The 23,832-nt window shown below is 66.0% G+C and carries 22 protein-coding genes; 17 read left to right on the plus strand and 5 right to left on the minus strand.

Annotation, left to right across the window (positions count from 1 at the left end; all coding sequences use genetic code 11):
- The first annotated feature begins 259 nt into the window (after window positions 1-259).
- Together C1720_RS06810 and gspD are read left to right on the plus strand one after the other, a co-directional pair.
- A complete protein-coding gene (locus tag C1720_RS06810) occupies window positions 260-670 on the plus strand; it encodes a hypothetical protein (RefSeq protein ID WP_102283688.1) in 411 nt (136 codons plus the stop codon).
- 43 nt (window positions 671-713) lie between these two features.
- The gene (gspD, locus tag C1720_RS06815; protein ID WP_102283689.1) at window positions 714-3,185 is read left to right on the plus strand and encodes a type II secretion system secretin GspD; all 2,472 of its coding nucleotides are present in this window, start codon (window positions 714-716) and stop codon (window positions 3,183-3,185) included.
- Between the two features lie 472 nt (window positions 3,186-3,657).
- Here gspD and C1720_RS12915 read toward each other — a convergent pair whose 3' ends face one another.
- Window positions 3,658-3,930: a hypothetical protein gene (locus tag C1720_RS12915; RefSeq protein WP_146006900.1), complete on the minus strand. Its 273-nt coding sequence runs from the start codon at window positions 3,928-3,930 to the stop codon at window positions 3,658-3,660.
- Here C1720_RS12915 and C1720_RS06820 point away from each other — a divergent pair.
- The 7 genes from C1720_RS06820 (at window position 3,929) to C1720_RS06850 (ending at window position 11,747) form a co-directional block, all read left to right on the plus strand.
- The gene (locus tag C1720_RS06820; RefSeq protein WP_146006901.1) at window positions 3,929-4,342 is read left to right on the plus strand and encodes a hypothetical protein; all 414 of its coding nucleotides are present in this window, start codon (window positions 3,929-3,931) and stop codon (window positions 4,340-4,342) included. The two genes, C1720_RS12915 and C1720_RS06820, sit on opposite strands and share 2 nt — an antisense overlap.
- A 272-nt stretch (window positions 4,343-4,614) precedes the next feature.
- Window positions 4,615-6,411 carry a hypothetical protein gene (locus C1720_RS06825; protein ID WP_146006902.1) on the plus strand — a complete coding sequence of 599 codons (1,797 nt, stop codon included), beginning with the start codon at window positions 4,615-4,617 and terminating at the stop codon, window positions 6,409-6,411.
- Between the two features lie 160 nt (window positions 6,412-6,571).
- A complete protein-coding gene (locus tag C1720_RS06830; protein ID WP_102283692.1) occupies window positions 6,572-7,591 on the plus strand; it encodes a peptidylprolyl isomerase in 1,020 nt (339 codons plus the stop codon).
- 149 nt (window positions 7,592-7,740) lie between these two features.
- Window positions 7,741-8,553: an ABC transporter permease gene (locus C1720_RS06835; protein ID WP_050715017.1), complete on the plus strand. Its 813-nt coding sequence runs from the start codon at window positions 7,741-7,743 to the stop codon at window positions 8,551-8,553.
- An 11-nt stretch (window positions 8,554-8,564) separates the two neighbouring features.
- Window positions 8,565-9,842 carry an ABC transporter ATP-binding protein gene (locus C1720_RS06840; protein ID WP_102283693.1) on the plus strand — a complete coding sequence of 426 codons (1,278 nt, stop codon included), beginning with the start codon at window positions 8,565-8,567 and terminating at the stop codon, window positions 9,840-9,842.
- A gap of 229 nt (window positions 9,843-10,071) precedes the next feature.
- Window positions 10,072-10,950, plus strand: a complete 879-nt coding sequence (locus C1720_RS06845; RefSeq protein ID WP_102283694.1) for a class I SAM-dependent methyltransferase — start codon at window positions 10,072-10,074, stop codon at window positions 10,948-10,950.
- Window positions 10,951-11,174: 224 nt separating this feature from the next.
- Entirely contained in the window at window positions 11,175-11,747 is a 573-nt protein-coding gene (locus C1720_RS06850; protein WP_102283695.1) for a redoxin domain-containing protein, read from the plus strand.
- Window positions 11,748-11,977: 230 nt separating this feature from the next.
- Here C1720_RS06850 and lptC read toward each other — a convergent pair whose 3' ends face one another.
- The 4 genes from lptC to C1720_RS06870 all read right to left on the minus strand — a co-directional run bounded on the left by lptC (window position 11,978) and on the right by C1720_RS06870 (window position 16,060).
- Window positions 11,978-12,592, minus strand: a complete 615-nt coding sequence (lptC, locus tag C1720_RS06855; protein WP_102283696.1) for an LPS export ABC transporter periplasmic protein LptC — start codon at window positions 12,590-12,592, stop codon at window positions 11,978-11,980.
- Complete coding sequence (locus tag C1720_RS06860) at window positions 12,589-13,212, minus strand: KdsC family phosphatase (protein WP_102283697.1); 624 nt, start codon at window positions 13,210-13,212, stop codon at window positions 12,589-12,591. The genes lptC and C1720_RS06860 overlap by 4 nt, the downstream gene beginning before the upstream one ends.
- 19 nt (window positions 13,213-13,231) lie before the next feature.
- On the minus strand, window positions 13,232-14,212 hold the full coding sequence (locus C1720_RS06865) for a KpsF/GutQ family sugar-phosphate isomerase (RefSeq protein WP_102284551.1): 981 nt from the start codon (window positions 14,210-14,212) through the stop codon (window positions 13,232-13,234).
- Between the two features lie 144 nt (window positions 14,213-14,356).
- Entirely contained in the window at window positions 14,357-16,060 is a 1,704-nt protein-coding gene (locus C1720_RS06870; protein WP_439650745.1) for an AmpG family muropeptide MFS transporter, read from the minus strand.
- A 425-nt stretch (window positions 16,061-16,485) separates the two neighbouring features.
- Between C1720_RS06870 and C1720_RS06875 the strand changes: the two genes are divergently transcribed.
- The 8 genes from C1720_RS06875 to hemP all read left to right on the plus strand — a co-directional run bounded on the left by C1720_RS06875 (window position 16,486) and on the right by hemP (window position 23,828).
- The gene (locus tag C1720_RS06875; RefSeq protein ID WP_102284553.1) at window positions 16,486-17,424 is read left to right on the plus strand and encodes a branched-chain amino acid transaminase; all 939 of its coding nucleotides are present in this window, start codon (window positions 16,486-16,488) and stop codon (window positions 17,422-17,424) included.
- 24 nt (window positions 17,425-17,448) lie between these two features.
- On the plus strand, window positions 17,449-17,667 hold the full coding sequence (locus C1720_RS06880; RefSeq protein WP_050715012.1) for a zinc-finger domain-containing protein: 219 nt from the start codon (window positions 17,449-17,451) through the stop codon (window positions 17,665-17,667).
- Window positions 17,668-17,902: 235 nt separating this feature from the next.
- The gene (locus C1720_RS14580; protein WP_369406063.1) at window positions 17,903-19,771 is read left to right on the plus strand and encodes a glycosyltransferase; all 1,869 of its coding nucleotides are present in this window, start codon (window positions 17,903-17,905) and stop codon (window positions 19,769-19,771) included.
- Window positions 19,771-21,078, plus strand: coding sequence for an O-antigen ligase family protein (locus C1720_RS06895; protein ID WP_102284555.1), 1,308 nt, complete (start codon window positions 19,771-19,773; stop codon window positions 21,076-21,078). The genes C1720_RS14580 and C1720_RS06895 overlap by 1 nt, the downstream gene beginning before the upstream one ends.
- Before the next feature lie 563 nt (window positions 21,079-21,641).
- A complete protein-coding gene (locus C1720_RS06900) occupies window positions 21,642-22,412 on the plus strand; it encodes an energy transducer TonB (protein WP_233199842.1) in 771 nt (256 codons plus the stop codon).
- Between the two features lie 34 nt (window positions 22,413-22,446).
- Complete coding sequence (locus tag C1720_RS06905) at window positions 22,447-23,163, plus strand: MotA/TolQ/ExbB proton channel family protein (protein WP_102283699.1); 717 nt, start codon at window positions 22,447-22,449, stop codon at window positions 23,161-23,163.
- An 11-nt stretch (window positions 23,164-23,174) separates the two neighbouring features.
- Window positions 23,175-23,591 (plus strand): ExbD/TolR family protein, encoded by a 417-nt coding sequence (locus C1720_RS06910; protein ID WP_371256920.1) that lies wholly within the window; start codon window positions 23,175-23,177, stop codon window positions 23,589-23,591.
- Between the two features lie 42 nt (window positions 23,592-23,633).
- Window positions 23,634-23,828 (plus strand): hemin uptake protein HemP, encoded by a 195-nt coding sequence (gene hemP / locus C1720_RS06915; protein ID WP_050715009.1) that lies wholly within the window; start codon window positions 23,634-23,636, stop codon window positions 23,826-23,828.
- Window positions 23,829-23,832: the final 4 nt, after the last annotated feature.

Here is a 23,832-nt window from a genome sequence, read left to right on the forward strand (position 1 = left end):
TTTTGTGTCGTGTCGGAGTCTGGTAGATGTTTGGTACTTACAGTCTACCATTGTTGAAGTCAGTGTAGATTTGTCGGAGCGAGGGAGACAGCACCTGCACGCGCCGCCAAAGGCGGTCGGCGGCGTCGGATGAGTACAAGAGACAGGGCTGGGCGCTGGCGCGCGCGCCTGGCAGCCGCCCCCGGCGCAGCCCCCGCAGTTCGACGGCCTGCTGGCCGCCGCGCCGCCGCTGGAGGCGCCTGCCCGCGCCGCGCCTGCCGTGCTGCTGGAGCGTCCCCCCTTTCACAGCAGCCGCCGCCCGCCGCCCGTGGCCGCCGCGCCAAGCCAGGCCAAGCCCGCCGTGGCGCTGGACAAGGTGCGCTTTTACGGCATCGTCACCAGCCCGGCGCTTACCACCGTGATGGCCGAGGTGGAGGAGCAGCCCCGCGCCCTGCGCGTGGGCGACCGCATCGGCGAATGGGAGCTGGCGGCAGTCAAAGGCCGCAGCATCACTTTCAGCAAAGGCGGCGAGCGCCATGTGATTGAACTTCCATACGTTCACACTGCGCCAGCTTCGCCCGCCGGAGCCGCTGACGCGCCGCCTCTGCCCGCTGGCATGCCCGCCCGCCCGCCGCAGGGCCGTCCGGCCCAGGGCATGCCGCCGCCTTCTTCTTTTAGACCGCAGTTTTGAGTTGCGACCGCGATTTCAATCCGCGCCACGAACCGTGTTTCCTATGCCGCATCACCTCACGCCCCGCACCGCTCTTTCCCTGATCGCCCTGGGGCTGCTTGCCGCAGGCTGCAACAACCATGCGCCCATCGCGCCGCAGGCTCCTGCCGCCCTGGAAACCGTGGAAGAGCAAGCCGCCGCCGCGCCCAAGCCCGCCAGCGCGCCCGCCGCGCAGGCCGCCTCCAGCGATGAAGCCAGCGAGGAGCGCAAGCCCGTCATCATGCGCGGCACCGACGAAGTCGTCCGTCCGCCGAAGCACGCCGCCCGCGTTTCCGGCCCTGTGAGCGCCTTCAAGTTTGAAGATGCGCCCGTGGGCGAAGTCGTGCACGTCATGCTGCGCGACCTGCTCAAGGTGGATTACGTCATTCACCCCCCGCTCAATGGCCGCGTCACCCTCGTCACGCGCGGCGAAGTCAGCGCCGACAGGGCCATGAACCTGCTCGAAAGCGCCTTGCAGCTCAACGGCATCGTCATGGCGCGCGACTCCAGCGGCACCTACCACGTGGGCGCGCCTGCCGCCCTGAAAGACATCGTGGCCGCTCCCCGCATTGCCGACGACGGCCCCATGCCTCCCGGCTACGGCGCCATCATCATCCCGCTGCAATACTTGGGCGCGGGCGAAATGGCCAACATCCTGCGCGCCATGGTGCCGCCCGAAGCCATCGTGCGGGTGGACACGCTGCGCAACATCATCATCATGCGCGGCACCCGCACCGAAGCGGAAGGCTGGATGGATGTCGTTAAAACCTTTGACGTGAACCTGCTGCGCGGCATGTCAGTAGGCGTCTTCCCCCTGCAATACACCTCGCCTGCGGAGGTGCAAAACGCCTTGGCCGTGCTCTCCGGCGCGACAGGCGCGGCCAGCGCTGGCGCAGCCCTGCCTGCCGCCGCGCCAGCCGCCGGAAAAGCCGCCGCGCCAGCCGCAGCCGGGGCCGGAGCCAGCGCCCTGGGCGAAAGCAACCCGCTCTTTGGCGCGTTGCGCATCCTGCCGCTGGAAAGCATCAACGCCGTGCTTGTCATCACCCCCCGCGCCGCGTACCTGGACGAAGTCCAGCACTGGATCAGCAAGTTCGACCGCCCCAACGCGGGCAGCGCCGAACCGCAACTCTTCGTCTACAAGGTCAGAAACGGCTCCGCTGACCACCTGGCCGAACTGCTCAACGGCATCTACGGCGGCAGCGCCGCCACCGTGCAAGGCGCCACGGGCGCCACCGGCGTGGCCCCCGGCCTGGGCAGCGTCTCCGGCAGCAGCGCCCGCAGCACATTCGGCGGCGCATTCGGCAACACGTTCGGCAACGCGTCAGGCGGCAGCGCCGTGGGCGGCTCGCTGGGCGGCGGCGCGTCTGGCAGCTCCTTGGGCGGCAATGCTTTCAGCGGCAATGCCTTCGGCAATTCAGCCAGCACGCTTCGCAACGCCTCCGGCGCCGCAGGAAGCGCCTTCGGCAGCAACCGCATGAGCGGCCAGCAAGGCGGCGGCGACCAGGGTGCCGCCAGCGTTACTGTCAATCTGGGGCCAGACGTGCGTGTCATGGCCGACCGCATCAACAACACTTTGCTCATCTACGCGCCGCCCGCTGAATTCACGCGCATTGAAACTACTCTCAAGCGGCTGGACATTCAGCGTGCGCAAGTTCTCATCGAAGCCAGCATCATCGAAGTCACCCTGCGCGACGGCCTGCAATACGGCCTGCAATGGGCCTTCAAGAACAGTGGCGACTTCGGCACGGGCCGCACCGGCCTGGGCGTGCTCAACAACAACCGCAGCAACTCAACAACCACCATCGCAGGCGCAAGCCGTGGCGGCACGATCACCAACGCAGCCCAGGGCTTCAGCTACACGCTCACCAGCTCCATCGGCAACCTCACCGCCGTGCTCAACACTCTGGCTTCCAAATCGCTCCTGAAGGTCATCTCCAGCCCCTCTCTCATGGTGCTTGACAACCACACCGCCGCCATCTCCGTAGGCGACCAGCAGCCCATCAACACCGGCACCACCATCAGCAGCAGCGGCACCATCGCCACCACCAACAACATCCAGTACAAAGACACGGGCGTCATGCTCAACGTCACCCCGTCCGTCAATGCAGGCGACTTGGTCACGCTCGAAATCGACCAGACCGTCACCGACGTGGGCGAGAAAGACGAAATTACCGGTCAGCGCAGCTTCCTTCAGCGCCAGATTGGCTCCAAGGTCGCCGTGCGCTCGGGCGAAACCATCGTGCTCGGCGGCCTGATCAAAAGCAAGCACACCCAAGGTTCCGCTGGTCTGCCCGTGCTGTCATCCATCCCGCTGCTGGGCGGCCTGTTCGGCAGCCAGTCCCGGGAAGACGTGCGCACCGAGCTGCTCGTCATCATCACCCCCCGCGTGCTGCGCTCCGACGAAGACGCCCGCGCCGTCAGCCGCGAACTGCGCGACCGCATGAAAGGCCTCTCGCTGAGCCAGCCCCTGGCAGGCGGCGCGCCAGCCGCTGACTGAAGGCGGCAAGGCAGCAAAGGCATGCCCGGCGCAAAGCGGCCATCTCCGCAAGAGCCGCCGGGCGAAAAAAACGCAAGCGCGCGATCTGCCCCTGCATCCTGGAAACCCGTTCAAAGCCTGCTCATGGGCAAAAGCCCGGCGCGGCTGAAGAGCGCGCAAGCCATCGGCCCTGCCTGCTCATCAGGCTACATCAGAAACAGGAGCAAATTCAAAGGGGTGAAAACGACGTTTTGCGCAATATCCACCGGACATCTTGCTACGAATAAAGAAGCTAAATAAAGTCTGCGCTTGCTCCTCATCGCCTTCAATCCCCCCTGCTTTCAGCCTGGGGCAGGCAGCCCAAACCGCGCCTGTGCGCCCATGAGCGGGCAGCGCGCAAACAGCCCCGTCAGGCAGCCAAACATCAAAACCAAGCCAACCATCATGCAGGCAAAGCCATCAGCGAACCCAGGCGAGGCGGCCGTTTGAGTGGTCATGGCTGCCTGCGTCGCGCCCTGCCATCCTGCCCCGCGCCTTCTGCTGCCGTCTCCCGGCCGGTTTTCAGCCGTTTCCCTGCTGCTTGCGGCGCGCATGCCAGAGCCGCCATACCATAAGCGCCCTGTGCGTTGCGCGCACCAACCAGCGCGCCGCCCTGTTCGCAGGCCATGCGCAGCCTTGAAACAAGCCTGCTGCCGCCTGTTTGCGCGCCCATGAATCCCTGGGCCTCATCTGTTTCCCTTTTCAATATTCTGGAGAAAACCGCCATGTCTTTTTCCCTCGCCACCCGCGCAGCCGCTCTGGCCGCTGCCCTTGCGCTGGCCGCCTGCGCCAGCAACAGCGCCAAAACCCCGGAGCAAATCGTGGCCGAGCGCGCCGAAGCGCGCTGGCAGCACTTGATCAAGCAAGACTTCGCAGGCGCCTACGCCTACCTCACCCCGGCCTATCGCGACGTAGTGCCCCAGGAGCAGTACCGCAGGCGCTTTGGCAGCGCCGGTGCCTGGACCAACGCCATCGTTCACGAAGTCAGCTGCGAGCCTGAGGCCTGCACCGTAAAAATGCGCATCACCACCCAGGTGCGCGTGCCCCTGTTTGCCACCCGCATCTCAGAAGTCACCACTTACATGGATGAACGCTGGGTGCGCGAAGACGGCCAGTGGTGGCTTTACCAAAGTCTTTAAGAGGCGGCGGCTCAGAGCCCGGCCGCAGGCGCAGCCAACACGCAGGCCCGGGCGGTTTGCGGCTGGCGCCTTGCAGACCATCGCGCCTTGTGGCCAACCCTGGACAGGCGCCAAAACAGGCGTCAAGGAAGGCGGCGGCCCGCAGTGTTGCAAAGTTGATGAAACGCTACACGCAAACTGCAAAGAAGATTCGCAAGGTTTGTTGCCGCATGCACGCTTGTGCTAGCATTCTGCTTGCACGTTCAGGCTTTGTGCGCAATGCCTTGTCCTGAATGTTTGCGTTTCTTTTCTCTTTTATTGGAGTCATAGCTATGATGAAGAAAAGCGTAATGGCAGTCGGCGTCGCTGCTTTGTTGGGTATGTCCGCTGCGCAGGCAGTGGTCGCTTTTGAAGACCAAGCGACTTTTGCTGCCCGCACTACTGACAAGGCCGGGGAAATGGGCCTCGTCCAGGCAGGCGGCATCGGCCACGTTCTGTTCACCCCTTACTACAGCACCGTAAACGGCAACACCACGCTGATCAGCTTGGTGAACACCGATGCAGAAATGGGCAAGGCCGTGAAGGTGCGCTTCCGTGGCGCAGCCAACTCTGACGACGTGCTGGACTTTACCGTTCTGCTCTCTCCTGGCGACGTGTGGACGGCCTCCATTCAGCCTTCCCTGACTGGCAACGCCCGCATCACCACTCCTGACAGCTCTTGCGTGCTGCCCAGCCAGATTGGCGAAGATGGCGTGGACTTCCGCACCTATCGCCTTGACCAGAAGCTGAGCGAGGCAGCCAGGGCGTTGCACACCCGCGAAGGCTACATCGAGTTCCTGAACATGGCCGACATTTCGCCGTGGAAGGGGCGCGCTAGCGGCGCTGGTGCAGCCGATGCTGTGCCTAGCACCAAGAGCACGGTTTACAGCAACATCAAGCACGTCAACAACGTGGCGCCTTGCAATGCAGACGTTGCGTCCTGGCTGGTATCCTCCGATGCGCTGGCCAACCCCGCAAATTACGGCATTCTGCCTCCGACGGGCGGCCTGTTTGGCAACTGGGCCGTCTTCAACAACGAAAACATCACTTCCTATGGCGGTGGTCACTACGCGTCGGCAGCGGTTAAAGGCACATCGGGGGCCGGTAACGCCGCGCGTTTGATCTTCTCTCCGCAATCTGAAGCTCCGGCAGGCGTGGTTGAAAGCGCCGATCCCTTGCTGAATGCAGACGCTCTATGGGGCGCCAGCCAAACGTACAGGGGTGCAGCTGTCGTCAATGGCAACGCCGTCGGAACAGCGCTGATCCCCGCTCTGTGGCTGGATTTGCCTGACCTGTCCACTCCCTACACGCTGGCTGACGTGGATGGCACAGCTTTCTCGCCCAAGAAGCGCGCCTATGACCTGAGCTTGGCGCTGTCGGCTACGAAGGTGATGAACGAATTTGTGGCAACGCCTGAGAGCGCCACGGTGCCGTTCCGCACCGACTGGGTGTTCTCGCAGCCCACCCGCCGCTACCAAGTGGCTATGGCTTACAGCCAGGACGGCTCCGGCGAGCGCAACATTCCGGTGAACGCGCAGCCTGCTGCTGGTTATGGCGTGAACTACTTCTTCGGCACGGTGACTGGTACAACCAACGCGATCACTGGCAACATGACGCTGGGTACGCGCAGCATTGGCGGCGTGTCCACGGGCGACTTCCTGTGCACGAAGTCTGCCATCAAGGGCAGCAACCGTGAAGAAGCTTCCTTCTCCGCAGTGGGCCAGTTCTCTCCGGCTCCGGTGGTTGGCGCCACTTTCTTCTGCGGCGAAACGGCTACGCTGAGCTTTAACAGCGACACCTCCAGGGTGCTGCATGCCGTTCTGGCGAACCAGCCGGTTGCCGTGCGTGTGGGTTCTGGCGGCGCTTCCACCGTTCAGGCTGGCTGGGCCACGCTGGAGCTGACGCCCGCAACGTCCACTACGACTGGCGGAACAGCAGTTACGAAACCTGCGAGGGGCCTGCCTGTCATCGGTTACGCAGCTACGTCCTTCTCCAATGGCGCGACCAACGGCAACTTTGGCGACGCCATTGAGCACCGCTACGCCCGTTGATAAGGCGGGCAGGAAAGAGGCCTGAGGCGAGCCGCCTTTGGCTCTCTTTCCGGCACAAGTGCAGTTGCGGCGCTTACGCAAGCGCCGCACACAAAAGAAAAAGGCGGAGAATTCCGCCTTTTTCTTTTGTGTGGTTTGCCATTTTCAGAAGGTGTTTCGCATGACAGACAAGCAAAAATACATAAGACAGAGTGCAGTGGGCGGTTTGAAAAATGCCGCCTGGGCGGCGGCTCTGGCAGCGCTGCTGTGGCAGGGCCATGCGCTGGCTGCGTCTCCAGCCCCTGCCGTCTCCCACAAACCCCTCGCGTTGGAGACCGTGCTGCTGCGCGGCCCGGCAGGGCAGATTACGCTGGCTGAGGTGCAGGCGCTGGCCGCCATTTCCGTGCCGCCCGAGCAGCGCGCCGCCGTGCTGGGCAGCCGCAACAGCCTGGAGCAGCTGGCGCTGGCCGCCTACACCCAAAAGGCGCTGGCCGCCCAGGCGCGCGCCGCAGGTTACGACAAGAACGAGCAGGCGCAGTATGCGGAACGCCTGGCCGCCACGCGCGCCCTCAGCGACAGCTGGATGGCCCACCAGTCCGAGCTGCAAAAGCCTGCCGACGCGCAGCTGGAAAAGCTGGCCCGCAGCATGTTTGCCAACGACAAGGCCAGCTTCGCCGAAGGCCCGCGCGTGCATGTGCGCCACTTGCTGGTGCGCCCCGGCGAGGGCCGCACGGAAGAACAGGCCCAGGCTCACGCCGAGGCCCTGTTGGCGCGCCTGAAAGCGGGCGAATCCATGGAAAAGCTGGCCCGCGAGGAATCTGCCGACAAGGGCAGCGCCGCGCGCGGCGGCGAGCTGCCGCCTTTTGGCCGGGGCCGCATGGCGCCTGAATTCGAGCAGGCCGCCTTTTTGCTGCAAAAGCCGGGTGAGCTGGCAGGCCCCATCAAAACCGATTTCGGCTACCACCTGATTGAGTTGATTGAGCGCCTGCCCGCTGCCGAGCCTGTATTCGAGGATTACCGCGACAGGCTGATTGAGGGCCTGCGGATCCGGCGTCAGCAGCAAATTCGCGAGGAGCTGTGGCGCGAAGCGCAGAAAGACGTGCAATACGAGCAGGCTGCCATTGATGCTGCAGTGGGAGGGCAGCCCGCCGTTCCGCTCAAGAGCGCGCCACCTGCTGCCCCTGCTCCTGCCGCCAAATAAAGGAAAGGAAGGAGGAAAGCAAGGAAAGGCGAGGAGGCGCAGGAACTCCTTGACGCGAGGCCGCGCCCGGCTCTCTCCTTTCATCCTTTCTCCTTTCTTTTTCTTGTTTTTTCTGCACCCGCCTGTTTCCCTGCAGCTTCTGCCCTGCCGTGCTTGCCGCCCTGCTATCTGATGCCCGCGCCCTGCTGCGCTTGCGCCGCCTGCTGGGGCAGCTGACGCTGCGCGAGCTGAAGGCGCGCTTTGCCGGTTCGGCGGGCGGGCTGCTGTGGGCCTGGGCGCAGCCCGCGCTGGGCATTGCGGCTTATTACCTGGTGTTTGACGTGGTGTTTGCCTTGCGCGCCGGGCAGGCCGAAGGCGGCGCGGCGGCGCCGAGGCTGGGTTCTTTTCTCATCGTGGGCATGCTGGCCTGGATGGCGTTCAGCGACGCCACGCAACGCGCCATGAACAGTCTGGTTGAAGCGGGCGGGCTGCTGCAGAAAAACCCCTTGCCGCCCGCGCTGTTTCCGGCCCGCGCCGTACTGGCCAGCGCTCTGGTTTTCGCGCCTTTGCAGCTGGCGCTGGCGCTGGCCTACTGGCCCATGCATCACGGCGCGTGGGCCGTGGCGGCGCTGCTGCCGCTGGTGCTGGCGCAGGCGGCGCTGGCCTGGCTGCTGGGCTATTTGCTGGCTGTGCTCACGGCAGCGTTGCGCGATGTGGCGCAGGTGGCGGGTTTTCTATTTTCCATTGGCGTGTTCGCTGCGCCTGTGCTGTTTCCCATGAGCATGTTTCCTGAGCGCTGGCGCGCGCTGCTGTGGCTCAATCCCATGACGGCCTGGGTGCTGTCCTATCAGGCCGTGCTTTTGCAGGGGCAATGGCCGCCTGCTCAGGCCTGGCTGGCTGTGCTGGCCTGGCTGGCTGTGCTGGCCTGGCTGCTGAATGCGGCCTTGCGCCGCGTGCGCGATCAACTGGTGGATTGGCTGTGAGTGGCTCAAGAATGAACGGCGGAGCTGGCGCGGCAGATGCCGTGGTGCTGCGCGCCTGCGGCCTTGGCAAGGAATACCGTTTGTACGATTCGCCGCGCCAGCGCCTGAAGGCGCTGCTGACCGGGCGGGCGCAGCACAGGAGCCACTGGGCCTTGCGCGATGTGTCATTCGAGCTGCGGCGCGGTCAATGCATAGGCGTGATCGGCGACAACGGCGCGGGCAAAAGTTCGCTGCTCAAGCTGCTAGCGGGCACTTTGCAGCCCACACGGGGCCGGATTGAGCGTCAGGGGCGCATCACGGCCATTCTGGAACTGGGCGCGGGTTTTCACCCTGATTTCAGCGGGCGCGACAACCTGTATTTCGGCGGCAGCATGATTGGCATCAGCCACGAGGAAATGGCGCGGCTGGAGCCTGAAATCGTTGCTTTTGCAGGCCTGGGCGAAGCCATGTCGCGCCCCGTCAAGACTTATTCCTCCGGCATGGCGGTGCGGCTGGCTTTCGCGCTGGTCACGGCGGTGCAGCCGGATGTGCTCATCATCGACGAAGCGCTGGCCGTGGGCGACCAGCATTTCCAGAAGAAATGCGTGGAGCGCATCACGGCCTTCAAGAAAAACGGCTGCACCATTTTGTTTTGCTCGCACAGCCCCTACCACATCCGCACGCTGTGCGACGTGGCCTTGTGGCTGGATGGCGGGCAGGTGAAGGAATTCGGCCCGACCGAGCCAGTGCTGGGCGCTTACGAGATGCACACGCGCCTGCGCAATGCCCCGCCTGAAGAAGCAGAGGCAGCAGAAGCGCCCGCAAAGGCGGTTGAAGGCAACGCGGCTGATGCCCCCGCCGCTGGCAGCGCGCCGCCCGCGTCGCCCTACCCGCCGCCGCAGCCAGACGCATCGGCGCGCATCATCTCGGTGGACATTGCCAATTTGGGCGAGGGGGAGCCACCCCTGCTGCAAGGGCGCGATCTTGTCGCCACCATCACCGTGCGCGGCCACGGCCAGGAGCGGCCCAACGTGGGTTTCATGATCGAGCAGTCGCGCGGCGTGGGCATTACTTCGCTGGCCACGCATGAGGAAGGCGCAGCCCCGCAGCCGCTGGGCGATGGCCTCTGGCGCAGCGTGCTCACCTTCCCCGACTTGCCCCTGCACAGCGGCGAATACGTGGTCAGCGCCTTTTTGTTTGACGCCAGCGGCCTGGTGGTGTACGAGCAGTGGTTCCAGTTTTTGCATTTCCGCTTCGTCACTCCCACGCTGATGCCCGGCCTGGTTCGCCTGCCGCACCGCTGGGAATGAGCGTTTTTCAAGTGCCTCTCAGAACCTGTTCAACGTCCGTCCGTGGGCGCGAAAAGCGCGAACGCGGGCGGTCTGCGGCGTTGCCAATCCTCGCCAGGCAGCAAGGGGGCATCAGGCCCGCCGGTGGTTACCGTTCATCCCAATCTGCGCCCTCTCACGACCAGACGCTGAACAAGGTTTTGAAGCACCTTTTGTGCGCCTTCGGGCGTCTTTCGCAAGGAACACAGCCATGACTTCATCTTCCCCCGCCGACTGGCTCGCCCAGGGCCAGGCCGCCTTGCAAACGGGCGACCGCGCCGCCGCCGCCCAGGCGCTGGAGCAGGCGCGCAAGCATGAGGCCACGCGGCTGGCCGCGCACAACCTGATCGAACGCCACGGCCTGCCGGGCGCGTTTGCCGAATGGATGGGCGTGAACTGCGAGATTTCGCCGCAAGACGACATCTACCGCTTCTTTGACGGCCACCCCACCTCCATCAACCCGCTGCGCGACTACCTGGCCGATGGCTGGCGCACGCTTGCCGAGCTGATGCTGCTGCTCGAAAGCGTGGACCGGCCCCTGCTGCGCGTGGCGAGCTTTCTGGAATTTGCCAGCGGCCACGGGCGCTTCACGCGGCATCTGGCCCAGGCGCTGGGCGCGGGCAAAGTCACCGTGTCCGACGTGGTGCCCGACGCCGTGCAATTCGCGCGCGATGTGCTGGGCGTGCAAGGCTTTGTCTCCACGCGCGAGTCGCAAGCGCTGGCCTGGCGCGGACGGCACGAAGTGGTGTTCGCGCTCTCGCTGTTCAGCCACTTGCCGCGCGCCAGCTGGGGGCCTTGGCTAGCAAAGCTGGGCGAGCTGGTCGCGCCCGGCGGCCTGCTCATCCTCACCACCCACGGCGCGGAAGCGGCGCGCCGCCAGCAGGTTGCGCTGGATGCCGAAGGCTTTTTCTTCGCGCCCTCCAGCGAATCCACCGCAATTGACGCGCAAGACTACGGCACCACCTTCACCAGCGAAGGTTTCGTGCGTGCCCGCGTGGCCGAGTGCCTGCCCGGCATGGCGCTGCTGCGCTTTGCGCCCACGTGGTTCTGGCATCACCAGGATGCCGTGGTCATTCACAAGCCGGCCTGAAAGCCTGTTCAAAGCCCGTCATGGCCCGCAGACACAGGCCGGGCGGCATCAGAAACAGGAGCGAATTTGAGGGGGTAAAAATGCCTCTTCGCGCAGTTTCCACTAGGACCTCATGCTATTGATAAAAGAGCGGAATTACGCCCTCCTGCTTTCTGCCAGCGCTTCGCCCTTCGTTCATGCCGTACCGCGATGACTTTCGCCGTGGCTTTTCTTCTTGCTCCTTGATGACCGATTCCGCTCAAGCTGCCGCCGCCCGCCCGCGCTGGCCCGCCCGTTTTTGCCAATGGATCAAACGCGGGTGGCGGCGGCGCCTGGTGTCGCTGGCCGTCTTCGCCGCCGCGCTGCTGGCCGTGGGCGCATGGCAGACGCGGCATGTGCCTGACGGCATGGCGCCCGCGCTGGCAGGCACGCTGCCCGACGGGCGCGCGCTCACGCTGGCGCAGTGGCGCGCCGCCCATCCGGGGCGGGCCGTGGCGGTGCACTTCTGGGCCGAGTGGTGCTCCATTTGCCGGCTGGAACAGGGCCACGTATCCAGCCTGATGCAAAACTGGCCCGTGCTGACGGTGGCCACCCGCTCCGGCGACGGGCAGGCCGTGGCCCGCACGCTGGCGCGCCGTGGCCTGGGCGGCTGGCCAACCATCGTGGACGAAGACGGCGCCATTGCCCGCGCCTGGGGCATCAGCGGCGTGCCCGCGTTCATCGTCATTGACCCGCAGGGCCAAATACGCGCGGCCAGCATGGGCTACACGCCCACGCTCACCATGCGCCTGCGGCTGTGGTGGGCGCAGCGTTTCTGAACGCCCGGGGCCGAGAGCCTGTTCAAAGTCTGCCCATCCCAATTCGCCTTCTACCTCCCACGGCCAGATTGCGGTCTGGCTCTGATACAGCCTTGTGGCGAAGCCGCTGGGCTGCGCGCTTGGGCGAATCAAACCAAAAACAGGAGCGAATCTGAAGGGGTTCAGATGCCGCGCCGCGCAATATCCACCAGGACCTATCGCTATGGATTAAGGAGCGAGAAAAGGCCCGGTCAGCGGCGCGGGGCGATGGCGCCGCGCACGCGGCCTTTGAGTTGCGCGATGCCGCTGGCGCGGTCGTATTCAAAAGCGTCGCCCGTGAAGCGGTCAGGCCCGCGCGTGATTTGCACAGGCTCATGCGAGATGACGCGCTCGTCGTTGATGAAGGCCAGCAGGCGTTCGCCTTCAAAGACGACGGCGGGCGCGCCCTGGCTGGCGGGCGCGGCCTGGCGTTCCACGCGGGCGTGGCCGATGAGTTCGACTTCGCTGCCGTCGTCTTTGGCGGTGGCGCTTTCGGCGGTGGCGGTGGCGAGTTCGCCGCCTTCTCCCCAGGCTTGCAGGCGGGGGGTGCGCACGTGCAGGGTTTGCGTGGCGGGGTAGTGCCGGCCTTGCGCGCCGGTGATGCGGGTGCGCAGCTGCCCGTCGGGCGCGAAGGTTTGCACGGTGAAGTCGCGCATGAAGTAGTCCGGCTCGTCAGCGGGCGCTTGCTGCGCGGCGGGCGGCACGATTTGCGGGGCGCTGCGCACCAGCCACCAGGTGCCCAGGGCGAATACGCCCATCATGAGGGCGGGCAGCCAGGCGAAGAAGTGGTCTCGGCTGCGGCGCAGCAGGCGGGCGCGGTTGATCATGCGGGGCGGCCGCTTTCAGCTTCGGTTCCGGTTCCGCTTGCGGCTGCGCTGATGCTTTCCGCGCCGCCTGCATCCAGCTGGGCTTGCAGCAGGCGGCGGTAGTGGCCGCTGGCGGTGAGCAGCAGGTCGCAAAACTCGCGGGCCGCGCCTGCGCCGCCCGCCGCGCGGGTGACGTAGTGCGCGCGCGCCAGCACTTCGGGGTGGGCGCCCGGCGGGGCGCAGGCGAAGGCGGCGCGCGTCAGCAGGGGCAAATCGGGCCAGTCGTCGCCGATCACGGCGGCTTCGCGCCAGCCGCAGCCCATTTCGTTCAGCAGGGCCTGGGCGGCGGGCAGCTTGTTTTCTGCGCCCAGGCGCTGGCGCGTCAGGCCCAGGCTGGCTAGGCGCGCGCGCAGCGCGGGCGAGTCGCGGCCTGAAATGACCACGGGCGCGATGCCCGCCTGTTGCAGCAGGCGGATGCCGTGGCCGTCCAGCGAGTGAAAGCGCTTGAGCGGCTCGCCGCCGGCGTCCAGATACAGGCCGCCGTCGGTGAGCACGCCGTCCACGTCAAAAATGGCCACGCGCATGCCTTGCGCGGGCAGCAGGGTTTCGGCAGGCCAGGTCAGAAAGGCGGTGGCGTTCATGCGGGCTTTCAGTGCGGGTTCAGATGACTTTGGCGCGCATCAGGTCGTGGCTGCTGACCACGCCTTGCAGCCGGCCTTCGCCGCCCTGCACCAGCAGCACGCTGATGCGGTGGCGCTCCATGAGCTTGGCCGCTTCGGCGGCCAGGGCGGCGGGGGCGATGTGGCGCGGGCTGGCGTGCATCACGTCGCGCGCGGTCAAGGGGCGCAAGTCGCGCCCGGTTTCGATCAGGCGGCGCAAATCGCCGTCGGTGAAGATGCCGATGGCGCGGCCTTGCGCGTCGGCAATGGCGGCCGCGCCCAGGCCCTTGGCGCTGATTTCGCGCATCAGCTCGCTGAAAGAGGCCTCGGGCGGCACGCACGGCACTTCGCTGCCCTGGCGCATCACGTCCGCCACGCGCGTGAGCAGCTTGCGGCCCAGCGCGCCGCCGGGGTGCGAGCGGGCGAAGTCTTCGGCCTTGAAGCCGCGCGCATCCAGCAGCGCCACGGCCAGCGCGTCGCCCAGCGCCAGCTGGGCCGTGGTGCTGGCGGTGGGGGCCAGGTTGAGCGGGCAGGCTTCCCGGGCCACGCCGCTGTCGAGCAGCACATCGGCGCAGCCGGCCAGCGTGGAATGCGGCTGGCCCGTCATGGCCACCAGCGGCGCGCCCATGCGCTTGATGAGCGGCAAGATGGCGTTCAGCTCGGCGCTTTCGCCGCTGTTGGAAATGGCCAGCGCCACGTCTTGCGGCTGAATCATCCCCAGATCGCCGTGGCTGGCCTCGGCCGGGTGCACGAACAGCGCGGGCGTGCCGGTGGAAGCGAGCGTGGCGGCCACCTTGCGCCCCACGTGCCCGCTTTTGCCCATGCCCATGACCACCACGCGCCCCTGGCAGGCCAGCATCAGCTCCACGGCGCGCGCAAAGCCTTGCGGCGTCAGGCGGCTTTTGAGGCCGAGAATGGCCGCCGATTCAATGTCCAGCGTCTCGCGCGCCAGCCGCAGCGCTTGTTCAGGAGAAAAATGCATGGGCGCGGATTCTAGGCAGCGGCGCTGCAAGAGCCGCCCGCCAGAGCGCCGGAAAGCGATGCGCGCGGGCAGGAAAAGAGCGGCATGTTTTCGCTCCTCTATTCATAGCATGAGGTCCTAGTGGAAATTGCGCGAAACGGCATTTCAGCCTGCCTGAATTTGCTCCTGTTTCCTTGAACTCTCCGCCCGCTGCGCCAGCCAGACGAGCGCCAGCACCGGCAGCCCCAGCAGGGCGGTGGCGGTGAAGAAGTTCGCGTAGCCAAAGGCATTGACGTAGTGCCCCGAAAACCCCGCCAGCAGCTTCGGCCCCAGCAGCATGAGCGAGGAAAACAGCGCGTACTGCGTGGCCGAGTAGCCCAGGCTGGTCAGGCTGCTCAGGTAGCCCACGAAGGCGGCCGAGGCCAGGCCCGAGGCCAGGTTGTCCGCCGACACCACCGCCGCCAGCGCCGCCACGCTGTGGCCGTAGCCTGCCAGCCAGGCGAAAAGCAGATTGCTCAGCGACGACAGCAGCGCCCCCAGCATGAGGATGCGCATCACGCCAAAGCGCAGCGCCAGGCCGCCGCCCACGAAAGCGCCCAGCAGCGTCATCACCAGCCCCCAGGTCTTGCTGACGGCGGCCACTTCATCCTTGGTGTAGGCCATGTCCACGTAAAAAGGATTGGCCATGATGCCCATCACCGTGTCGCTGATGCGGTAAGTGCCGATGAGCGCCAGCAGCAGCAGCGCCTGCCGGCCGTGGCGGCCAAAGAAATCGGCGAACGGGGCCACAAAGCTCGCCTGCCCCCAGGCCAGCGCCAGCGCCGCGCGGCTGCGTGCGGCAGGCCGCCAGCGCGGGCCGCGCCCCTTCGCGCCCGCCCAGGTGAGGGCCGCTGCCAGCGCCGCCACGGCCATTTGCGGCCAGACAGAGGCCCGGGCGGCCCAGGCCGTCCCGGTCAAGGGCAGCAGCGCCGCTGCCTGCGCCTGCCCCCAGCCTTGCACGGCTGCCACCCAGCCCGCGCCTGTGGCCGCGCCCGCCAGGCTGGCCAGCAGCAGCGCCCACAGCGAAGCCGCCGCCAGCGCCGCCAGCGGCACGCCCCGCGCGGCCACACGGCGCACGGCGCGCAGCCACTGGGCGCGATCGGCCATGCCGCGCTGCGTGGTGGCCGCCGGCTCGGGCGCGAGCAGCAGCGTGCCCACGCCCACCAGCATGGAGGCGGCCATGACCAGATAGGCGCGGCGCCAGCCCGCGTTGTCATACCCGCTGGCGGAGGCGCTGGCGGAAGCGAGCGCGGACGTGTCTTGCGCCGCGCCCGCCAGCCACAGCGCGCCGGCGCCCGCCCAGATCATGGCCAGGCGGTAGCCTGTCTGGTAGCTGGCGGCCAGCAGCGGCTGCTGCTGCGCCGGGGCCGATTCGATGCGCCAGGCATCCAGCGCAATGTCTTGCGTGGCCGAAGCAAAAGCCACCGCCAGCGCGCACCAGGCCACCATGTGCAGGCCGTTTTGCGGATGGGCCAGCGCCATGCCCGCCAGCCCCGCCATCACGCCCAGCTGCCCCAGCAGCAGCCAGCCGCGCCGCTGCCCCAGGCGGCGCGTGAGCAGCGGCACGGGCAGGCGGTCCACCAGCGGCGCCCACACCCACTTGAAGCCGTAGGCCAGCCCCACCCAGCTCAGGTAGCTGATGGTGGCCCGGTCCACTCCCGCCTCGCGCAGGCGGAACGAGAGCGTGCCCATCACCAGCAGCAGCGGCAGCCCGGCCGCAAAGCCCAGCGCCAGCATGCGCAGGCTCATGGGCTGCATCATGGTGCGCAAACGGGCGCGCAGGCGGCTGGCCCATGATCGGGGGAACAAGAAAGGCGGGAAGGCGGGCATCAGGGCAGGCCGCAAACGCGGGAGAGGCCGTAGAAAGGGCGTGGAGAAAAAGTGGCGGGCAATTATCCGGAGCCATGCTGGCATGCCGCCGCGCCGCGCTGGCCCTGGCAAACATGCCGCCTGAAAGCCTGTGTCAAGCCTGCCTGCGGGTGCCTGCGAGTGCGAAAGGCGCGGCTTTGGACGCTCTTGGGCCTTGCAGTCCACCCCGATCCGCTCTTTCGTCCCTCACGGCCAGACTCTGTGCAGGTTCAGGAAAGATGCGAAAAACAGCGCGTAGAAAACCTGAAGGCCGGAAAGCGCGCGGGATGGCGCTTTTTCTGCGGCGCGGTTTGAGGCTCGCCTTTGCCTGCCTTGCGGAGCCTGCCGCCGCAGGGCGCGCCTACAATTTGCAGTTTTGTTACGACACCTGCAAAAAGGACACTCCCATGAGCACACCCGTCCCTTCCCTGGACGACCACGACGGCAAGATCTGGCTGGACGGCCAGCTGGTGGACTGGCGTGAAGCCAAGGTCCACGTGCTCACCCACACCCTGCACTATGGCTGTGGCGTGTTTGAAGGCGTGCGCGCCTATGAAACCGCCAGCGGCACGGCCATCTTCCGCCTGCCGGAGCACACCCGCCGGCTGTTCAACAGCGCCAAGGTGCTGCGCATACAAATGCCTTTCACCGAAGAGCAAGTCAATGAGGCGCAAAAGCAGGTCATCCGCGCCAATGGCCTGAAAAGCGGCTACATCCGCCCGCTGGTGTGGCTGGGTTCCGAAAAACTGGGCGTCAGCCCCAGGGGCAACAAGGTGCATGTGATGGTGGCGGCCTGGCCCTGGGGCGCCTACCTGGGCGCTGATGGCCTGGCGCGCGGCATCCGCGTCAAGACCAGCAGCTACGCGCGCCACCATGTGAACATCACCATGACGCAGGCCAAGGCGGTGAGCAACTACACCAATTCCATCCTCGCCAACATGGAGGCCACGGACGATGGCTATGACGAGGCGCTGCTGCTGGACACGGCGGGCTTCGTGAGCGAAGGCTCGGGCGAGAACGTCTTCATCGTCAAGGATGGCGTGATTTACACGCCCGATTTGTCCGCCGGGGCGCTCAACGGCATCACGCGCAACACGGTGTTCCATATCGCCAAAGACCTGGGGCTGGAAGTAGTGCAAAAGCGCATCACGCGCGATGAGGTGTATATCGCCGACGAAGCCTTTTTCACGGGCACGGCGGCGGAAGTCACGCCCATCCGCGAGCTGGACCGCGTGACGCTGGGCGCAGGCCAGCGCGGGCCGGTGACGGAAAAAATCCAGAGCGCCTTCTTCGACATCGTGGGCGGCAAAAACGCCCGTTACGCCCACTGGCTGAGCGCCGTCTGACCCCCTTGCCGGAGCGCCCAAGCCATGAGCCAGATCGCCACGCCCGAAGTCGTCGAGCTGTCCGTTGCCGACCTCAGCCACGAAGGCAGCACCTGCTGCCCCAACCCCAAGGCCAACATGCAGCTGTGGAACATGCACCCGCGCGTGTACCTGGACCTCTCGCACCAGCGCGAGGCGCACTGCGCTTATTGCGGGCGCATCTACCGCCTCAAGGAGGGAGAGGTTTTCAAAAGCGGGCACTGAAAGCTCCCGGCATGCGGCATCGCGCCTCAGAAATAGGAGCAAATTCAGGCTATAAAAAACGGCTCTTGCGCACATTTGGCGGGGACTTCCAGCTATGAATCAAGGAGCAAAAATCCCCTGCCATGGCGCGGTTTCTGCGGCCCGGTTTCCGGGCCGTTTTCAAAAGCGCCCCAACCTCATCCGCCCGTCACCCCGCCGCCGCAGCGCCCCTGCGGCGGCATTTTTGTGAAATCAATTGCAAGCAAGCCAGGCTCCTGCCCCCGCACCTGCCGACGCAGACGCTGCCGCGCTTTCTGCCGCGCTGGCGCAAGTCACCATCGTCATGGTCAGCTACAACAGCGCGCACTGCTTTGCGCGGCAGGGCGCGCTGCTGCGTGCGTGCCCGCATGTCATCGTGGTGGACAACGGCAGCGACGACGGCTCGGCGCAGCAAGTCAGCCGCCACCTACCGCAGGCGCGCGTGCTGGCGCTGCCGCGCAACCTGGGCTTTGGCGCGGCCAACAACCGGGGGCTGGCGCAGGTGGCCACGCCCTTTGCCTTGCTGCTCAATCCCGACTGCGACATGCAGCCGCAGGCCATTGCCGCCCTGCTGGAAGCCGCCCGCCGTTGGCCGGACGCCGCCATCGTCGCCCCCCAGCTGGTGGAAGCGGGCGGCGGCGCGGAGGTGAACTACCGCTTTGCCCTGACCGACTGGCCTGCCAGGGGCGCGGGCGCCGTGGGCGAGTGCTGCGTGGGCTTTGTTTGCGGCGCGGCCATGCTCTGGCGCATGGAGCGTTTTACCGACGTGGGCTGGTTTGACGAGCGCTTTTTTCTCTACTACGAAGACGATGACTTGTGCCTGCGCCTGAAGCAGGCCCGGCGGCCCATGATCATTGCGCCGCAGGTGCGGGCGCGCCACCGCTCGCGCGGCTCGGTGCGGGGCCAGCGCCCCTGGCGGGCCGAATATCTGCGCGGTTACCACCACGCACAGTCGAAACTCATTTTTTCGGGCCGCCACATGGGGCAGGCACAAGCTCTGCGCCTGCGCTGGCGGCTGCTGCTGGGCACGGCCCTTTCGCTGCCAGTGCGCCTGCTGCTGCCCAAGCCGGGCCTGGTGGCCCGCATGTGGGGCCGCCTGCGCGGCGCCTGGGACTGGCGCTGGCAGTGCGGCCTGCTGTCGCTTGCTGCTCCGGCGCAGCCTTCCAACCACGATCACGAATCCGACATGCCACAAGCCCTCACGCTGCATCGCAACCTGGCGCCAGACCAGGCCTTCGTTCCGCAGGCGGGTCACGTTCCCGATCGCGCAGCCTCCGCCTTTGACGCGCCGCGCTGGAGCGAGCCGCCGCTGGGCAAGGGCACGCTGTGCATTGCCGTGCTCACGCTCAATGAAGAGCGCCATATCGAAAACTGCCTGCGCAGCGCCGCCTTTGCCGACCAGGTGGTGGTGGTGGACAGCGGCTCTACCGACCAGACTTGCGCCATTGCCGAGCGCATGGGCGCGCAAATCGTGCACCGGCCCGACTGGCGCGGCTTTGGCCCCCAGCGCAACCACCAGATTGCCGCCTGCCAGGCCGAATACATCTTCTTTCTGGATGCCGACGAAGAAATCGGCCCCGATCTGCGCGCTGAAATCCAGGCCGTGGCCGCCAGCGGCGACGACGCCATTTGGGAAGTGCTGTGGGAGCAGGTGGCCTATGGGCGGCCGCTGACGCTGATGAAATCCACCGGCGGCGTGGTGCGCCTGTTCAAAACCGCCTCGCTGCTGCGCTATGAAGGCGCGGTGCATGAGCACGCCGTCACGCGCGCCGGCCTGCCGCACCGCCTGCTCAAGGCCAAGCTGCTGCACCACTCGCGCGAAACCGTGCGCGGCAGTCTGGAAAAGCTCACGCAATACGCCATGCTAGGCGCGGCCAAGCGTGCGCGCCAGGGCAAAAAGGGCGGCGTGCTGCGCGGGTTGGGATCGGCCTTGTCCATTTTCTTGCGCCTTTACGTGCTGCGGCGCGGCTTTCTGTGCGGCGGCGAAGGCTTTCTCTTTTGCTACATCGTGGCGCAGGAGTCGTTCTTCCGCTATGCCGCGCTCAAATACGATGCCGCGCACCTGACCGAGTGCGTGCGCCGCTGATGCCGCCCCTGCGCCGCGCCCTGGAAAAAAGCATTCCCGCCGGCATCCGGCTGGGCGCTTTCATGGTGCCGGGGCTGGCTTTGTGGCTGCCTTCGGGCTATTCGTGGGGCGCGGCATGGCTGCTGCTGCTGGCCTTGCTCACCTGGCCGCAGTGGCGGCGCGCCCGCGTGGCGGCCAGCACCTGGGCGCTGGCGGCGGCCATGTGCGGCATGGCCTGCTACTTTCTGGCTGAAACCGGCCTGCAAGGCAGCGCGGCGCTGGACCGCCCGGCCAAATACATCGCCGCGCTGCCGTGCCTGTTCATGCTGGCCTGGCGCGGCCCCAGCGTGGCGGCGCTGTGGGGCGGCATGGCCGCCGGGGCCTGGGGCGCGGGCGGCATTGCCCTGTGGCAAACCTTTGTTCAGCGCCTGCCCCGCGCCACGGGCTACACCAACGCCATCCAGTATGGCGACCTCAGCCTGCTGCTGGGCCTGTTGTGTCTGCTGGGCCTGGCCGCGCTTTGGCAGACGTGGCCGCGCTGGCAGCGCGCCGCGCTGGCAGGCGGCGCTTTCATGGGGCTGCTGGCCTCGCTGCTGTCGCAAACGCGCGGCGGCTGGCTGGCGCTGGCGCTGCTGCTGCCCGTGCTGGCCGCACTGATGGCGCGCCACCTGCCCGCGCGCGCGCTCAAGGCCAGCGCCGCTGCTTTGCTCGCGGGGCTGGCCGCCCTCGCGCTCACCCTGCAAACGCCTTTGCTGGAGCGTATGGAAACCGCTGCGCAGGAAACGCAGCAATTCATGGAAACCGAGCAGGCCGATACCTCCGTGGGCCATCGCTTTGCGCACTGGCAAATGGCCTGGCGCATGGGTCTGCAAAAACCCCTGTGGGGCTGGGGCCGCGCGGGTTATGAACGGGAAAAGCAGGCCCTCGTCGAACGCGGCCAGGCACCGCCCTCGGTGCTGCGCTTCAGCCATGCCCACAATGAAGTGCTGGATGCTTTCGTGCGCCGGGGGTTGGCGGGCGCGCTCGCCGTGCTGGTTTTCTACGCCGTGCCGCTGGCCGTGTTCTGGCCCACCCGCGCGCGGCAGCAGGCCGCTCCTGCCGCCGCTCGCCGCCGCGTCTTTACCCTGCGGCTGGCGGGCGTCGCCCTCGTCATGGCTTACATGGGCTTTGGCCTGACACAGGTCTTTTTTTCGCATAACAGCGGCAATCTGTTCTATCTGTTCATGCTGGCCTTGCTGCACGGCGCGCTGCTGGAGCTGGCGCGGGCATCCAATCAGGTGCAGTCCAATGGTTGCCAGTGGCGCATGCAGCGCGCTTTGCCTGCTTGAGTCAGCCGCTCTGGCTGGATAGGGGCGCCCCAGCTTTGACAGAGAGGCATGCGCCAAGCGTGCCTGCTCAAGGCGCTGGTTTGAGCGTCAAGGCAGATGGTCTCTTGATGGAATCAGCGCCGCAAATCGCTTTTCAGAAGCCAGAACGATCCGTCTGTTGTCATGAGGCTATTCGGAATACACGCGTATTGAAACAGCAGGCTCCGTGCTAGACTTGCGCAAATGCAATTCATTTGCATTAAATGTCTTCTCTTCCTGATGGAGCCTGCGGCATGACTTCCACTCTTTTCGCTCTGACTGGCGGCCTGGCGTTTGTGCTGGGATCGCTGGTGTGGGTGTTCAAGCGCTGAAAAGCCGTTTTTTTGGGGCAGAAGGCGCGCCTGCTGGCGGAACGAAATCAATATAATTTCTCGTTTACGTTTCAAAATCCACGCTTTAGCCTGCTGCCGTTCTTGAAGCGATGAGCGGCGCGTCAAAGTGTGTTCAAGAGTGCGCAGCCGCACTCTTTTTTGTAGCTGCGCTTTTCCCTTTCTATGAGTGATTCCAATCCATTCGCACAGCCAATGGAGCTTGGCCGCGATTTGCTGGTGGCTGGCATTGTGGTGCTGGCGCACGGCGGTGCGCTTTGGGCCGTGCAGCGCGGCCGGGAGCGCCCGCCGCTGGAGCCGCCCAGGGTGCCGGTCATTGCCGCTGAGCTGATCACGGCGGCGGTGCCCATCATTGAGGAGGTGCCGCCTTCTCTGCCGGATCCGCCCGCGCCAACGCCGCCCAAGCCGCCGCCGCCTGCTCCCCCGCCGCCCGAGCCGCCGCCGCCGAAACCACCCAAGCCCAACCCCAAACCGCCGAAAAAACAGCCCGCGCCGCCCAAGCCAGCGCCTGTGCCTGCGCCGTTGCCAGTGGCGGATGCCTCGCCCACGGCCATGTCAGTGCCGCCTGCGCCTGCGGAAAACGTCCAGCCCGATCCGGAGCCAGCGCCGCCCGTTGCATATTCCGGGCCGCCGGGGCCGCCTGGGCCGCCCTCTGGCACATCCGGCTCTGGAGAGCCGCATGTGACGCTGCCTTCCAGCAAGGCTTCCTACCTGAATAACCCGAGACCGCAATACCCTCCCATGAGCAAGCGGTTGGGCGAAACGGGAACGGTCATGCTCAAAGTGCTGGTCGGCGCCGATGGCACCGCCAAGGACGTCCTCATTCACAAATCCAGCGGCTTCGAGCGGCTGGATGTGGCAGCCCTGGAAGCCGTCCGCAAATGGCGTTTCGTGCCCGGCACCCGCTTGGGCGTGCCGGAAGACATGTGGTTCAACGTCCCGGTGAAATGGGTGCTGAACGATTGATCAATCTGAACAGTTTTATCTGGAGCAACAAGAAATGAATTCCGAATTTGGCCTGATGCACCTCTGGGCGCAGGGCGACATCGTCACCCGCATCGTGTTCGTCATTCTGGCATCCATGTCCGTGCTGTCATGGTGCGTCATCATCATCAAGGGGCTGGGCATTCTGCGCGTGCAAGGGCAGGCCAGGAAGGTGCCTGGTTTCTGGCACAACGCTGACCTGGATGCCGCCCTGGGCAGCCTGGGAAGCGGCGCGGGCAACCCGTTCAAGCTTGTGGCGGAAGAAGGCCGAGAAGCCGCAGCCCACTATCGCGCCACCACGCCTCAGCTGCATGATTCGCTCGACATCAATGACTGGATACGCAGCGCGCTCAACCACAGCATCGACAACATCACGGCCCGCCTGCAATCGGGCCTGGTCGTCCTGGCCTCGGTCGGTTCCACCGCGCCATTCGTGGGGCTGTTTGGCACGGTTTGGGGCATTTATCACGCGCTCATGAGCATCGGCCAGGCGGGTCAGGCCAGCATTGACAAGGTGGCCGGCCCCATTGGCGAGGCGCTCATCATGACCGGCTTTGGCCTAGCCGTGGCCATTCCTGCCGTGCTGGGCTACAACGTGCTGGTGCGCGGAAACAAGGCCATCCTGGGCCGCCTGCATCGCTTCGCGCATGACCTGCACGCCTTCTACATCACTGGCGCCCGGGTCACGGCCGCTTCGGTCGAAGGCAACATCATCCGCATGAAGAAAGCCTGAAGGAGAGCGCCGTGGCCGGACAAGTCAGCGACAACACCGATGAAGTCATGGGCGAGATCAACATGATCCCGTTCATTGATGTCATGCTGGTGCTGCTCATCGTCTTCATCATCACCGTTCCGGTGATGAAGCACTCCGTCACCATCGAGCTGCCCAAGGCCAGCAACGAGCCGGAAGACACCAAACCACAGACGCTCAGCCTGGCCGTGCAGGCAGATGGCGCGTATTTCATAGATGACGCTCCCGTGCCGGACGGCGAGCTTTCCAGCCTCTTTGCCAAGGCAGCCGCCAGAAATCCTCAGCCTGACTTGCACATTCGCGGCGATAAAGACGTGCGCTACGAACGCGTGGCGAAAGCCATGGCTGCCGCCCAGCAGGCTGGCCTGAAAAAGATAGGTTTCATCACCGAGCCAGAGAAGCAGCCCTGAGGGTGCTGCCTGCCTTTCCCATCAGCCAAGGAGTCTTCAGCCATGTCCTCGCCTCATGCCAGCGCCGCCGCTGTTGCAGGCAAGCCAGCCTCCCAGCCATCTGCGCCCGCCGCCGCCTTGGCTGCCATCCGCAGCGAGCAGCTTCTCCAGGGCCGCAAGCAGGTCGAAATCATCCATAACGGCGCGGTGTACCGCCTCCAGGCCACCCGGCAGGGAAAGCTCATCCTGACCAAGTAGGGCG

It is taken from the genome of Ottowia massiliensis, from assembly GCF_900240305.1.
Lineage (GTDB): Bacteria > Pseudomonadota > Gammaproteobacteria > Burkholderiales > Burkholderiaceae_C > Ottowia > Ottowia massiliensis.

Bases quoted from the DNA above. Each gene is read 5' to 3' on its own strand.
- C1720_RS06870 (WP_439650745.1), bottom strand. From the start codon at position 16,060: ATGCCCGCCTTCCCGCCTTTCTTGTTCCCCCGATCATGGGCCAGCCGC.
- lptC (WP_102283696.1), bottom strand. From the start codon at position 12,592: ATGATCAACCGCGCCCGCCTGCTGCGCCGCAGCCGAGACCACTTCTTC.
- C1720_RS06830 (WP_102283692.1), top strand. From the start codon at position 6,572: ATGACAGACAAGCAAAAATACATAAGACAGAGTGCAGTGGGCGGTTTG.
- C1720_RS06880 (WP_050715012.1), top strand. From the start codon at position 17,449: ATGAGCCAGATCGCCACGCCCGAAGTCGTCGAGCTGTCCGTTGCCGAC.
- C1720_RS12915 (WP_146006900.1), bottom strand. From the start codon at position 3,930: ATGGCGGTTTTCTCCAGAATATTGAAAAGGGAAACAGATGAGGCCCAG.
- C1720_RS06860 (WP_102283697.1), bottom strand. From the start codon at position 13,212: ATGAACGCCACCGCCTTTCTGACCTGGCCTGCCGAAACCCTGCTGCCC.
- C1720_RS06850 (WP_102283695.1), top strand. From the start codon at position 11,175: ATGACCGATTCCGCTCAAGCTGCCGCCGCCCGCCCGCGCTGGCCCGCC.
- C1720_RS06895 (WP_102284555.1), top strand. From the start codon at position 19,771: ATGCCGCCCCTGCGCCGCGCCCTGGAAAAAAGCATTCCCGCCGGCATC.
- C1720_RS06865 (WP_102284551.1), bottom strand. From the start codon at position 14,212: ATGCATTTTTCTCCTGAACAAGCGCTGCGGCTGGCGCGCGAGACGCTG.
- gspD (WP_102283689.1), top strand. From the start codon at position 714: ATGCCGCATCACCTCACGCCCCGCACCGCTCTTTCCCTGATCGCCCTG.
- C1720_RS06840 (WP_102283693.1), top strand. From the start codon at position 8,565: ATGAACGGCGGAGCTGGCGCGGCAGATGCCGTGGTGCTGCGCGCCTGC.
- C1720_RS06825 (WP_146006902.1), top strand. From the start codon at position 4,615: ATGTTTGCGTTTCTTTTCTCTTTTATTGGAGTCATAGCTATGATGAAG.
- C1720_RS06845 (WP_102283694.1), top strand. From the start codon at position 10,072: ATGACTTCATCTTCCCCCGCCGACTGGCTCGCCCAGGGCCAGGCCGCC.
- C1720_RS06820 (WP_146006901.1), top strand. From the start codon at position 3,929: ATGTCTTTTTCCCTCGCCACCCGCGCAGCCGCTCTGGCCGCTGCCCTT.
- hemP (WP_050715009.1), top strand. From the start codon at position 23,634: ATGTCCTCGCCTCATGCCAGCGCCGCCGCTGTTGCAGGCAAGCCAGCC.
- C1720_RS06900 (WP_233199842.1), top strand. From the start codon at position 21,642: ATGGAGCTTGGCCGCGATTTGCTGGTGGCTGGCATTGTGGTGCTGGCG.
- C1720_RS06905 (WP_102283699.1), top strand. From the start codon at position 22,447: ATGAATTCCGAATTTGGCCTGATGCACCTCTGGGCGCAGGGCGACATC.
- C1720_RS06875 (WP_102284553.1), top strand. From the start codon at position 16,486: ATGAGCACACCCGTCCCTTCCCTGGACGACCACGACGGCAAGATCTGG.